The following is a 13,385-nucleotide window of genomic DNA, read 5'->3' as shown; positions in this document are numbered from 1 at the left end:
TTCTTGGCCTTCTCGCGGGCGGCCTTCTGGGCCGGCGAGATGATGGTCATGGGCGTAGGCTGCGCCGTGACGTAGAAGTTGCCTCCGAAATCGATGGCAATGTCGCGGACGTTCACGCCGAACAGGTCGTGGATCTCGTTCTCGAACACGAACGCAGCGATGAATCGGTCGGTGATGCTGGGGATGGGGATCTCGGGCGTGACGCCTTTGATGGTGAACACCTCGAGCACGCCGTCTTTCATGAACGTGTACTGCACGTCGATGCCGGCCTCGGTGTTGACGGCGAGCACCTGCACGAAACGGTGACCTTCCGTCTGCATGCGCTCAGACAGGGCAGGCAGGCCCTCGACCGAGATCTCCTGATACTGTGCGGGTATTGCCATAGCGCTTACGCCTCCTTCCCGTTCTTCATTGCGGCACGCTTCTCCTCCAAGATGCCGACGGCCTCGACGACCGCGTCGATGATGGCCTCGGGGCGCACCGCGCAGCCCGGGGCGTACACGTCGACGGGGATGGCCTGGTCGACGCCGCCGATAACGTTGTAGCAATCGTGGAAGATGCCGCCGGAGCATGCGCAGATGCCGCACGCCACGACCACCTTCGGCTCGAGCATCTGATCGTAGATCTCCTTGACCACCGAGATGTTCTGCTCGTTGACGCTGCCCGTGACCAGGAAGATATCGGCATGCTTAGGGTTGCCGGTGTTGATCACGCCGAAGCGCTCGGCGTCGAAGCCCGGGCACAGAGCCGCCAAAACCTCGATGTCGCAGCCGTTGCAGCTTGAGGCGTCGTAGTGGATGACCCACGGCGATTTCGCGAAATAAGCCATTGCGACCTCCTTACAGGTACATAAGGACGGCGATGTTGATGCCGCCGGCCACCAGGGCCACCGCCCACGCGCTCTTGAGCATGATCTGCCACTTCACGCGGGCGAAGTTGTTGTCGATGAGGATTTCCAGGAAGAACGCGGCGAAGGCGGCTACCACGGCCACAACGATGGAGACGGGATTTCCCCACACGAAGAACAGGCCGATCCAACCGAGAGCCAGCACGTTCTCGCACCAGTGCATGACCTCCACCTTCGCAAGCGTGCGGCCGCTCATCTCGGTGGTGATGCCCTTGACGAGCTCCTGATGCGCGTGATGCGAATAGCTCAGGTCGAAGGGGCTTTTGCGCATCTTGATGGTGAGGATGAACAGAAAGCCCAGGAAGGCGATCCAGGTGGTGGCGATGGCCGGGACTTCGAGGCCGAGCGCGGCGCAGCTGTTGAACGAGCCCGTGGCCAGGAAGAACACCACGGCGATGAACAGGCTCATAGGCTCTTCGGCCATGATCTGCAGCGCCTCGCGTGCCGCGCCGACCTCCGAATAGGGGCTGCGGGTGCAGTACGCCGCCATGATGAAGAACAGGCTGGAGAGCGTGAGCACGAACACGGACAGCAGCAAGTTGCCGCCGCCGAAGAAGATGCCGCCCGCCACGATGGCGAACACGAGAGCGCAGGTGATATAGGTGCCCTCAACGTTGTTCACCGCGGCGCGGTCCTTCTCCAGAAGCTTGCGCACATCGTAGTACGGCTGCAGGATGGGCGGGCCGACGCGGCCCTGCATACGAGCGGACAGCTTGCGGTCAAGGCCGGCGAGCAAGCAGCCGAGCACGGGAGCGAGCACGGCGAAGGCGATGGTGCCCACGATGATGGGAATCAAATACATGAGACACTTCCCTTCCTAGAGCAGCCCGCACAGCATAGCGATTGCTGCGCAGAACCCGACGACGATGATGATGCTGGTGGCCCACACGCCCACCGGGGTGATCTTGGGCTCGCCGAAGACGCCTTCCATGTACCAGTTGCGCGACGTTGCCATGGTTTCACCGGACAAGGAGTTGCGGAACGTGCGGTTGGCGTTGTTCACGCTAACGCCTGACAGGTAGACGGGCACCTGCTTGACCTGCTTGGAGCCCAAGCCGCCGAACAGCACCACGAACACCACGATCGAAAGCAGCGCGGCAACCCACAGGTTCGCCTGGCTGACGCCCTGGGCGCACACGCCGAACACATCGGCGATGTAAGGCTCGACCAGGTACGTGGACAAGACGGGCAAGCCCACGCAGCACAGCATGGAGAGCACGGCCATGACCATGAGCGCGATCCACTCGCTGCGATGCACGGTGGTCTCGACGTTCAAAGGATGGGCGGCGATGCCCGAAAGCTTGCCGAGCCATTTCGCCCAGAACAGGAACGTGGCCGCAGAGCCGAAGCCCAGGATGAGGATGAGCGCTACGTTGCCGGTGTCGGCGAAGGTGACGAGCGTGCCCCACTTCGCGATGAGCATGCCGAAGGGAGCCACGAACATGATCATGATGCCGGCCATCATGAAGCGGGCCAGACGCGGCATGCGCTCGAACATGAGGTCCATGTCCTCGATGTCGCGGCTGCCGATATGATGCTCGGCGGTGCCGACGCACAGGAACAGCAGGCTCTTAGCCACGGCGTGGAACAGCACCAAAAACGTTGCAGCCCACACGGCCTCGGGGGTGCCCACGCCGGCGCAGGCCACGATCAGGCCCAGGTTGGCGATGGTGGAGTACGCCAGCACGCGCTTGGCGTTGCTCTGCGAGATGGCCATGAAGCTGCACAGCAGGAAGGTCAGGCCGCCCACCAGGATGGTCATGACCGATGCCACAGGGCACACGAGGAAGATCGGCGAGAGCTTGATGAGCAGGAACACGCCGGCCTTGACCATGGTGGACGAATGCAGCAGCGCGGAGGTAGGCGTAGGTGCCACCATGGCGCCGAGCAGCCAAGTGTGGAACGGCATCTGCGCCGCCTTGGTGATGCCGGCGAACGCCAGCGCGACCGCGGGCAGGGCGGCAAGCGCCGGAGCCATGACGCCGGCGGCGATGAACTCCACGAGCGAGAGCGTGTCCATGGTCAGCGCGATGGCGAACAGCGCCACCAGAAAGCCGATGCCGCCAGCCAGGTTCATGATGATCTGGCGAAACGCGTTGTTGATGGCCTCAGGCGTTTTGGTGTAACCGATGAGCAAGAACGAGCACACCGTGGAGACTTCCCAGCCGGTGAACATCCACAACAGGTTGTTGGAGAACACGATGACGTACATGGCGGACAGGAACAGGAACATGAGGGCGAAAAACCTCGGACGACGGTCCTTGGCATCGGCGGGCTCGTGAGCCTGGAAGTCCTCCATGTAACCCAGAGCGTAAATGCAGATGCCGCTGCCGACGACGCCGATGATGAACGTAGTGACCAGCGTGAGGCTGTCCAGGTACAAACCGTACTGCACTTCGATGCCATGAGCCACGGACACGTCGAACACCACGGAGCCGACGACCTGGACCACGGCGAGCACGCACGCCAGAACGTTCTTGTACTTCACGCCGAAGCAAAGGATGACCGCGGCGACGACCAAGCCGATGAGCGTGCACACGATATCTATCGCGCCTGAAGAGAACTCGATTCCGACCCACGGCGTGCCCAGGTTGGCCAGAACAAGCCAAACCGACCCGAATCCGATGATCACCGCTGAAGAGCACACGATGACGCGCCGTGCCGTCTCGTTGTTCACGAGCAGCAGCACGCCGGCCACGAGCAACGGGAACAGAATCAGAAACCCGATGAGAGCCACGCTGCCTCCCCCTTTCATTGTCCTTGCTAGCCGAATCCGACCCCATGGAGCTTGAAGCGCCGCATAAAGCCGAACGTGCCCGGACGGCGGGCACGGATAGCACTCTACCATCCAACCGGCCGTTTCACCTCGCAGCATTGAGGACGGACGGTATGCTCGGTAAATGGGTCCGTTTTGACAACAAAATACCGGTAGACGGCATATAGGGGAAGCGAGATTCACCATATCGAAGATATTGGGGTATAAGCAAGCGCGCAGAACAAAGGGCGTATGAGCCGAAGGTTTCCATTAGCCTGCTCAGCCAAAGCGTGCGAAGTTCAGAGATGACAATTCCATGACATAAAGGAAACGTCCGTACGCACGGCAGCCTTTTTGTTAGGATTGCCCACCGTTATGTTTCAATCGCTTGCCGACATATTCCATCGCATCCGCCGCACGGATTCCATGCTGTGCGCCCCATGCCCGCTGCGCGCCTTCGGCGCATGCAGCCTCTCCTCCATGCTCATATGATCCGTGCGCGTTGAACGCGCTTTCAACACACGTATCATATCGGCTTTTGGAGGATCTTCTTTTGAACAACGCAAGCTCCGCCGCAGCACACCGCGTTCGCATCACGGGTGTTGTGGTCTTCGGCGCCTTCCTGGCGCTTCTCAACCAAACCGTCATGTCCCCCGCCCTGCCCGTCATCATGGCCGATTTCGCCATCGATGCCTCCACAGCGCAGTGGATCATGTCTATATATCCCCTGGTCAGCGGCATTATGGTGCCGGTGTCGGCCTTCTTGATCGACCGCTTCACCACCCGTCAGCTATTCTTCGCCGCAACGGGTGCGTTTGCCGCAGGTACGGCGCTTTGCGCGGCCGCACCGACGTTTTTCCTGCTGATCTGCGGACGCGTATTGCAAGCAGCCGCATCCGGCGTGCTGCTGCCGTTGGTGTCGGTGGTTCCCATGCTGGTGTTCCCCGTGGAGAAGCGAGGGACCGCCATGGGCATGGCGGGCATCGTGATGTCGGCGGGACCGGCGATCGGGCCCGTCGTCGGCGGGGCCATCATCGACGCCTACGGATGGCGCGCATGCCTTGGCTGCATCGTGCCGCTGGCCATTGCAGGCCTTTTGTGCGCCGTGTTCTTGCTTGACAACGTCGGCGAAGGAAAGCGCCCACATCTTGACGTAGCATCGATCGCGCTTTCCACGGTGGCGTTCGGCGGCCTGCTGTACGGTTTCTCCAGCGCCTCCTCGATGGGATGGGCAAGCCCCGTAGTGCTCGGATGCATCATCGCAGGCGTGGCCTGCCTCGTGCTGTTCGCGCGCCGTCAGCTTCGCCTTGAGGACCCGTTGCTCGACCTGAGGTGCTTGAAATCGGGCGATTTCGCCGTTGCCGCCATCGTGGTGACCCTCATCAACGCGGCATGCCTGGTCACCAACACTATTCTGCCCATCCTTCTGCAGACCGCGATGGGCGCGACGGCGCTGCAAACGGGCATGGCGATGCTGCCCGCAGCTGCGGTCGGCATCCTTATCAGCCCCATCTCGGGCGTTGTGTTCGACAAATTCGGCCCGCGCGCCATTTCCGTGGGCGGCTTGACGCTCATGACCGTGGCGCTGTTCGCCCTGTCGCGCATGGACGCAAGCTGCTCCATCATGATGGTGGCAGTGATGTGCGCCGCGCAGGCTGCAGGTCAGTCGTTGGCGAACATGCCGGTGAACACCTGGGGCATCAATGCGCTTGAGAACAGCCAGATCGCCCACGGCAACGCCATCGCCAATACCGGCCGTCAGGTTGCAGGCGGCCTGGTAACCGCCATCATCGTCACGCTCATGACCACGGTCACGTCGAACGCGGCTTTGCAAGGCACGGCTACCGTCGATGCGACGGTATCGGGCACGAGCGCGGCGTATATGGCATGCGCCGCTATCGGCGTGGTGGCTTTGGTCTTCGGCGTGCTGAAGATCCGCGTCTCCAAGGAGGCGCGCAAGCAGCCCCACGTGATCCGCGACACGGCAGCAAGCGCTGCACAAGCAGCCGAGTAGCGCAACGCAGAACGCACTGCCCGCCAACGCAACAGGCGTTTGGACGAACCATCTGACAAGATCGACGTCGCAAGGGACCGGCTTCGGAACTCCTCCAGGGCCGGTCCCTTCGGTTTCACCCGACGCCTTCACATGCTTATATGGGCGGGACAACCGTCAAACGCGAAGCAACGCCACCCGCCCTCATCAGCAGACAACGAACCGCGCGACCCTTGTCGCTCTACCCTATCTCGTCTTACCCGCCATGATCTTCGTAAGGGCGTTGATGAGCTTCTGCGAATCGATTGGTTTGGCAAGATGTTCGTCCATGCCGGCCTCACGACAACGGACCTTGTCCTCGGTGAAGGCGTTGGCGCTCATGGCCACGATGGCAACGGTACGCGCATCCTCGCGTGCAAGCGAACGAATGGCGCGCGTTGCCTCGTATCCGTCCATATTGGGCATCATGATGTCCATGAGAATCAAATCGTAGGTACCTGCATCCGCCTGCCCGAACGCGTGTACCGCCTCGATGCCGTCATCAACGCATGTCACCCTCGCTCCGGCATTTGAGAGCACGAATTCCGCGATTTCACGATTCAGATCGTTATCCTCGACCAGCAGCACGCTCAAACCCTCTAAGGTGACCGTATCGGACGCATGACGATCACCCGGCCCTGATGGTGCTTCGAAGTCGACGGCCAACGGCAAGGTGATGGTGCAGGTTGTGCCTACTCCCAATCTGCTCTCGTATGCAACGCTGCCGCCCATAAGCTCCGCAAGCTGCTTGGCGATCGAGGTTCCCAAACCAGAGCCCGTCGCATGCTCGGCGTCCTTTTGCTGCTCTCGCGCAAACGGTTCGAACATGCGCGCCTGGAAATCCGAGCTCATGCCGATGCCGGTATCGGCGATGACGATATCGTACGTGGCGACTTCGCCTTCGTGCGCATGCTCCGTGCAGGTGACGCGTACCGAACCGCCCGGCTTGTTGTATTTCACCGCATTGCTGGCGATGTTCATGATCAGCCGTTTCAAATGAAGCGGGCTTGCCACGATAGAGGGATGGACGACCCCGCTTAGATCGCAGCTGATGGTCACGCCATGTTGCTGCGCCTGACGTTCCATGATTTGCCAAACCTCGTTGATGAGCTCTATGAGATTCACGGGACGCAGATCGAGCTTCACTTCGCCGCTTTCGAGTTTGCTCATGTCGAGGACCTCATTGACCAAGTCGGAAAGGATGCCCGATGCCGCCCATATCTTCTGCCGGCAATCGCGCTGTTTGGCCAGGTCGTTGTCGTAGGCGTTGGCAACTTCCACCATACCCCGGATACCGTTGATAGGCGTACGGATATCATGGCTCATACGCTGCAGGAACTCGGTCTTCGCACGGTTGGCGCTTTGCGCCTGGTGTGCCGACCTCGCAAGGCGTTCCGCGTATTCGCGCTCCTGCACCACGAGCTCGTGAAGGTGCTCGTGCTCGGATTTTCGCCTGGAAAGAGCGAACACGGCGACAACGACGCTGTACAGCGCAAGGACGACGGCCGTGAACCCGGCAACTTCGCCCAAACGAGACGAAACGGGCACGAATGTGTACACGTAGTAATCACGTGCCTTGTCAAGGGAGGCGATATAAAGCTTCGACCCTGAAAGCAACAGCGCGGTCTCACCGAGCGCGCAGCGGCTTTTAATGTCCTCGACGACCTTCGCATCAACGGGATCGAGCTGGATATCCCCGCTCACCTGATTCGGGAGCATATTGGCAGCCACCACCTTGCCGTCGGATTCCACGACGATATCGCCGCTGCCCCGCACATCGTAGCCCGCCAGCATATTCTGCAACGACAGCAGATAGCGATTCGAGAACGTCTCGCTTGTGTAGTAACCCGCAACGACCACGCCCGGCTCGTCGATACGCGCCGCACAACCCACATCGATATACGAGCCGTCATCTAAAACGATACGCATAGCGTACATTCTCCTAGGATCATCGATCACTTTGAGGGCGACTTCGTCCGTCACTTCCCGTTGCACCATGTCGAACGTGACGTCGTTATTGGAGTACGACCACGCAAGCTGACCATCAGCGGACAGCACGAAAGCGTTCGACAAGCCGAGTTGCCGTACGGAACGCTCAAGACCGCCTTGGTCGACGCCGTCGATGCCATAGGAGATATTACGAGCCAGTTGCGCCGCGTTCTCAAGCGCAAGCACCTGACTGGTCATAGCAGCGGAATCATTGAACGAATCATATATCAGACTCTGCGATTTCGCGAAGGCGACCACGTTGTCGGAGCGCTCGGCAGCTTGCCGGAACATCGAGCCGAAGCCGATCAACCCGCTCACGCACGCCACCGCAACCCCAACGGCGACGACGATTGCCCAAAAGCGTCTGCCAAGGTGATTGTTTCTAGCCACGCGCATCTCCTACCCACAGATACGGCGAGGGATCATCGAAGTACTTCGAAAGGATCGCGCGCATGGTGCCATCGTCTATCATGTCCCGAAACGCGCCCGCAAGCGCAACATCGATACCGCGATCGTCGTTCAGATCGAACGCGCACCCAAGGCCGACATCGAGCAAGGAATCATCGAGGATGCGCACATCGACCCCATAATCCTGCTCGTATTGCAAGATTGAGGTCTCATGAGCTGCAATGGCGTCCACGTAACCCTTCAAGAGAGCAGGGACAAGGTAGGAGCGGTCGGAGAAGCTCAGAACGCCCGCCACCTCCGGCACGTCGGGGTTCGTGCGATTCAGCAGGATGCCTTCAGGCTTGGTGGTGGATTGCACGGCAATGATCTTACCCTCAAGATCGGCGAACGTGGTAATGGAACTCGAAGGCTCAACGGCGACGACTTGGCGGCTTTTCATATAGGGTCCAGCCCAACGATAGTCCTCTTCGCGCCCCGTCATCGAGAAGCAGCCGGCGATGCAGTCAAGCTCGCCGCTGGCAAGCATCTCGTTTTTCTTCTCCCAAGCGATATATTTGAACTCAGGTTTATAGCCGATACGGCCAAGCGCCTCGGTGAGGATATCGACATCGATGCCGCTGGGATTGCCTTCAGCATCGTCGGAGACGAACGGCGGGTAGGGATCGGTGCCGATCACGAGGGTTTTCAACTCGTTTGAATCCGAAGTTTCGTTTGGATTTGGGAAAACACAGGCAGCAAGCGCGCACGCCAACAACGCCAAAACGGCGATTAGCGCAATAAGCGCGAACAGCTTCTTGCTACCCATGTGCATCCTTACCTCGCTGACACCCCCTACGCAGTATAACCGAATCATAGGTGTTACCTCGGAAAAACGGCGAATCACATGACTCGTCGCAATATCGAAATGTAGGGCCGCTCCCAGAGACGAAGATGTAGCGTCATCGGTAGATAGCATGCGCCATGCGGAGCGCTCGAAACACAACAGCCGAGGCAATCACATGCGAAGCGCTCGCAAAACTAAAGCCGAGGCTGCGACATGCGAGGCGTGCAAAAAGCAAACGTTACAGCCGCAACATGCGGATGGGGCCTATCGGGATGCAATATCGAGTCTGTCGTAGTAAAAGAAAAGCGGGTCTCAAGAAATCTTGAGACCCGCTTGTGTAAGCTGGTCGGGTTGACAGGATTTGAACCTGCGGCCCCTTGACCCCCAGTCAAGTGCGCTACCAAACTGCGCCACAACCCGAACTTTCAAATTGCCGCTGTCCGAAGCAGCTCGTTTATAATACCAAAACCACGAAAGCGCGCAAGAGGTAATTTCAAACTTTTTCGCGATTTGCGAGAAAGTTCAGCCGTAGGCGCAGAGCAACTACGGCTGAAAGCCTAGCGGAGGTAGTCCAAGGCATGGTCGAGGATGACATCCGCCAGCTTGTCCTTGGGCATGCTGGGCGTCTCGTCAACCTCTTCGGCGTCTACGAAGCATACGGCGTTGTCGTCGGTGCCGAACGCCAGGCCCTCGCCCACGCGGTTGGCCACGATAACGTCGGCGTTCTTCTTCACCAGCTTCGCCTGGGCATTGGCGATGACGTTGTCGGTTTCGGCGGCGAAGCCCACCACAACCTGATGCGGGCCCTTCTTCGCCCCGAGCGTTGCCAGGATGTCCGGGTTCTCAACAAGCTGGATGGTTCCCAAGTCCGCATCCGCCGCGCCCTTCTTCAGCTTGTGGTCTGCAGCATGGGCTGGGCGCATATCGGCTACGGCCGCAGAGAACAGCGCGATATCCGCTGAGGGAAACGCCTCTTCGCAGGCCTGCATCATCTCAAGCGCGGTGCTCACATGCACCACATGGACGTCCGAGGGGGCGGGGATGGAGACCGGGCCGGAGATCAGCGTCACACGGGCGCCGCGCCGGCGAGCGGCACGCGCGATGGCATACCCCGTCTTGCCGCTGGAACGGTTGGAGATATAGCGCACCGGGTCGATGGGCTCGACGGTGGGCCCGGCGGTGATCATGATGTGCTTCCCCTCAAGGTCCTGCTTCACGCCAAGAACCTCGAGCGTGCGCGCAACGATGGCGGCCGGATCGGCCAAACGCCCGCGTCCCACATCGCCGCATGCCAAATAGCCCTCATCGGCCTCGACGAACACGGCGCCGCGGATGCGAAGCTTGCCGATGTTGTAGCGCGTGGCGGCTGCCTCGTACATATGCACGTTCATGGCAGGAGCCAACACGAGCGGAGCCGTGCATGCCAAGGCAGTGGTGGTAAGGAGGTCGTCCGCGATGCCGTTTGCAAGCTTGGCCAGGACGTTGGCCGTGCAAGGGGCGATAACGAAGGCGTCGGCCTCCTCGGCAAGCGAGATATGGTGAATGGGATCGCTGGGGTCGTCGAACAGGTCGACCGCCACCTTCTCGTGGGTAAGCGAACGGAAGGTGACGGGGTCGACGAAGCGCGTGGCATGCTCGGTCATGCACACCTTCACGCGAACCCCGGCCTTTTGAAGGCCGCGGACGATCTCGCAGGATTTATATGCGGCAATGCCGCCGGTAACGCCCAGCAGCACGGTTTTCTGAGGTTTTGCAGCCTCGCTACTCATGATGGTCCTTCCCGGTCAAATACGGTGCAAGCACATGCGCCAGCACCGAAGCATGCATCGGCGTGCCGTTGAGGCACGGAACATACACGAGCTCACTGCCCTCGTACGAACGCCCTGCCTGTTCAACAGCCTGACGGTACCAGGGCACCAACTCGTAATCGATATCATAAAGGGTTTCAAGGCAATCTACCGCGAAATTCGGGCAAACCATGAAGACGCGGCCTTCTCGCGCCTGTGCCCAACGCGTGAGAACGCCTTTAGTGAAAGGTTGAAGCCATTCACGGCTTTTGTCGAATCGGCAGTTATAGCCGATGGTCCATTGCTCACGCTCAAGGCGCAGATGGCCCGCCACCGCCAATGCGGTCGCCCCGGTCTGAGGTTCGTAGGTGTCGCCTTGCTCGATATCTTTAATCGGGATGGAGTGGTAGTTGAACAGCAGCCTATCGCCTGCCTGAGCGTTAAAGCCCGCAGCCGAAACGGTTTGAGCGACCGCTTCGACATAGGCGCTATCCATTCCGTACGAATCCACGAACGCCACCGGCACCTGCCATGACAGTTCGGTCATAGCCGCAGCAACACCATCCTTGACGCTTAGCGTGGTCGAATGGGCGCTTTGCGGATACAGGGGAAGCGCCACCACCTGCGTGCAACCTTGCTCGCGGAGGGAGGCAAGCGCCTGCTCGATGGAGTCCTCGCCATAGCTTTGCCCGACCTGGACCCGCACATCAACGCCGTCGCCTTGTAGACGCTGCTCCAGCAGGGTGCGAAGCTTGGCATGCTCCACATCGAACGGCGATCCGGATTCAGTCCAAATCTTCTCGTACTTCTTCCCCGACCTCACCGAACGCGTGGGAAGAATGAACAGATGCAGGATCAGCGACCATGGGGCCTTGGCCATGGGCCGTATGCGCTCGTCCATCAAAAACCTGCCCAGATACCTGCGCACGTCACGCGGCTCTGGGCTTTTCGGCGTGCCCGTGTTCGCGAGCAATATGCCGATACGCGGTGTCTCATATGCCGTCATAGCAACCGTCTCCAAACTTCACCTGCGAAAACAAGAAGGCGGCTTCAACAGCCGCCTGATGCAACGTGTCTGCACGCAAACACGTTACCAAATACTATATAGCTCCGAAATCCTCCAGATGATGTACCGGCGCCGTGGGGTGCGGCGCATCAGCCAGCAGCTCGAACACTTCCCTACCCGCCTCGGTACGACCACGGCTGCGAGACGAAAGCTTGTCAAGCACGGCAGCAAGGTCGTCGGTCAGGTTGTCGGCGAAGAACAGGTCCTCTCCCGTCATGGGCTGCGTGAAGCCCACTTGGAAGGAATGCAGGAACTGACGGTCCAACCCGAAGTTCGCGTCGGCATCCTTAGGAGCGCCGGAGTTGTACACCGGATCGCCCACCAACGGGTGCTTCGCGTACTGCATGTGCACGCGGATCTGATGGGTCCTGCCCGTGTACAGCTTGCAATCGATGAGCGTATAGCCGTTGTCGCGCGGACCGTGATCGAAGCGCTCGAGCACGCGGAACGTGGTGAGGGCATCGCGAGCCGAAGGGCACTCGCGCACCGCCATGCGCGTGCGCTCGTTGAGCGAACGGGCGATGGGTGCATCGATCATCCCGGTGTCGTGCGGGATGACGCCGTGCACCAAGGCAAGGTAGCGACGATCAACCGCACGATCGCGGATATCGGCGATGAGAGCCAAACCGGCGGCATCGTTTTTGGCGGCCAGCATAAGGCCGGTGGTGTCGCGGTCAAGGCGGTGCACGATGCCGGGGCGATCGCTTTCGCCCTGGACGTTGCACAGGTGCTCGACGCCGCAATGATATACCAGGGCATTGACCAACGTCCCATCGGCATGGTCGACCGACGGATGGCACACAAGGCCGGCCTGCTTGGAGATGACAAGCACGTCGTCATCCTCGTAGCGGATATCGAGCGGGATGGCCTGTCCTTGCACCGGGCCCTGCTCTGGGGCATCGGGCAGCTCGTAGACCACCGTATCGCCCGCGCACAGCGTATGCTTCTTGGCGACGGTGGCGCCGTTGACGTAGACCGCGCCCTCTTCCACGGCTCGGGCCGCAGCGCTGCGGCTTGGATACAGCCCGCGCGCCGCCAACACGGCGTCGATGCGCGTACCGGCATCATCGGCGCAGGCGGTATAGCTTTTCAACGCGCCCATCTAGCGCACCTCCTCATGCTGGCGTTCGCGAACAATCCATGCGATTAAAAACAAGGCCAACCCGCAGGTCACGCCGATATCGGCGATATTGAACACGGGGAAATCGATAAACGATAGGTCGATGAAGTCCACCACGTAACCCAAGGCGAACCGATCGATGGCGTTGCCTATGCCACCGCCTATCACAAGGCCCAACCCGATGATCTCGGCCCAGCTGATGCGGGCGCGCTCGTGGATCGCAAAAACGGCAAGCGCCGCGCACATGACGACGGAGAAGACGCCGAGGGCGGCCGTAGCGCCCGAGAACATGCTCCAGGCTCCACCGGTGTTATGTACTAGATGCAGGCTGAACAACCCCGCAATGGGATCCGAAAGAACGCTGCCTGCGGCATGGGAGTTCATACGGAACTTGACGACCCGGTCCAAGGCAATCCAACAACGGGCCAATGCGCCCATCGTCCCCAGACGAAACGCCTGAGAGCGCACCGAAGGCGCGGGGCCGGCGCTTACCGCGTC

At 60.4% G+C, this 13,385-nt stretch carries 11 protein-coding genes and 1 tRNA gene; 1 reads left to right on the top strand and 11 read right to left on the bottom strand.

All coding sequences use genetic code 11. The features are described from left to right. The 4 genes from Q0H50_RS05015 to Q0H50_RS05000 all read right to left on the bottom strand — a co-directional run. Positions 1–383 (bottom strand): NADH-quinone oxidoreductase subunit C (locus Q0H50_RS05015; RefSeq protein ID WP_294419977.1); only part of this gene is annotated, 383 nt, incomplete at its 3' end. A gap of 5 nt (positions 384–388) precedes the next feature. Then, the gene (gene nuoB / locus Q0H50_RS05010; protein ID WP_294163421.1) at positions 389–829 is read right to left on the bottom strand and encodes an NADH-quinone oxidoreductase subunit NuoB; all 441 of its coding nucleotides are present in this window, start codon (positions 827–829) and stop codon (positions 389–391) included. A 10-nt stretch (positions 830–839) separates the two neighbouring features. Continuing rightward, entirely contained in the window at positions 840–1,709 is an 870-nt protein-coding gene (locus Q0H50_RS05005; protein ID WP_294419974.1) for an NADH-quinone oxidoreductase subunit H, read from the bottom strand. Positions 1,710–1,724: 15 nt separating this feature from the next. Further along, positions 1,725–3,644, bottom strand: a complete 1,920-nt coding sequence (locus Q0H50_RS05000) for a proton-conducting transporter membrane subunit (RefSeq protein WP_294419972.1) — start codon at positions 3,642–3,644, stop codon at positions 1,725–1,727. Positions 3,645–4,215: 571 nt separating this feature from the next. Between Q0H50_RS05000 and Q0H50_RS04995 the strand changes: the two genes are divergently transcribed. After that, positions 4,216–5,676: a DHA2 family efflux MFS transporter permease subunit gene (locus Q0H50_RS04995; protein WP_294419970.1), complete on the top strand. Its 1,461-nt coding sequence runs from the start codon at positions 4,216–4,218 to the stop codon at positions 5,674–5,676. Between the two features lie 225 nt (positions 5,677–5,901). On the opposite strand, the gene Q0H50_RS04990 is transcribed toward Q0H50_RS04995, so the two are convergent. From Q0H50_RS04990 to lspA, 7 genes are all read right to left on the bottom strand, one after another. Continuing rightward, positions 5,902–8,073 carry an ATP-binding protein gene (locus Q0H50_RS04990; protein WP_294419969.1) on the bottom strand — a complete coding sequence of 724 codons (2,172 nt, stop codon included), beginning with the start codon at positions 8,071–8,073 and terminating at the stop codon, positions 5,902–5,904. Next, the gene (locus Q0H50_RS04985) at positions 8,066–8,896 is read right to left on the bottom strand and encodes an ABC transporter substrate-binding protein (RefSeq protein WP_294419967.1); all 831 of its coding nucleotides are present in this window, start codon (positions 8,894–8,896) and stop codon (positions 8,066–8,068) included. Before Q0H50_RS04985 ends, Q0H50_RS04990 begins: the two co-directional genes overlap by 8 nt. A gap of 361 nt (positions 8,897–9,257) precedes the next feature. Then, positions 9,258–9,334, bottom strand: a tRNA-Pro gene (locus Q0H50_RS04980). 137 nt (positions 9,335–9,471) lie between these two features. Continuing rightward, positions 9,472–10,683 carry a bifunctional phosphopantothenoylcysteine decarboxylase/phosphopantothenate--cysteine ligase CoaBC gene (coaBC, locus tag Q0H50_RS04975; protein ID WP_294419965.1) on the bottom strand — a complete coding sequence of 404 codons (1,212 nt, stop codon included), beginning with the start codon at positions 10,681–10,683 and terminating at the stop codon, positions 9,472–9,474. Continuing rightward, on the bottom strand, positions 10,676–11,707 hold the full coding sequence (hemH, locus tag Q0H50_RS04970) for a ferrochelatase (RefSeq protein ID WP_294419963.1): 1,032 nt from the start codon (positions 11,705–11,707) through the stop codon (positions 10,676–10,678). Before hemH ends, coaBC begins: the two co-directional genes overlap by 8 nt. A gap of 94 nt (positions 11,708–11,801) precedes the next feature. Continuing rightward, entirely contained in the window at positions 11,802–12,869 is a 1,068-nt protein-coding gene (locus Q0H50_RS04965) for an RluA family pseudouridine synthase (RefSeq protein WP_294419961.1), read from the bottom strand. Next, positions 12,870–13,385 (bottom strand): signal peptidase II (gene lspA, locus Q0H50_RS04960; protein WP_294419959.1); only part of this gene is annotated, 516 nt, incomplete at its 5' end.

The sequence above is a fragment of the uncultured Senegalimassilia sp. genome (assembly GCF_934632265.1).
Taxonomy (GTDB): domain Bacteria; phylum Actinomycetota; class Coriobacteriia; order Coriobacteriales; family Eggerthellaceae; genus Senegalimassilia.
This window is presented reverse-complemented; position numbering and strand designations above follow the sequence as displayed.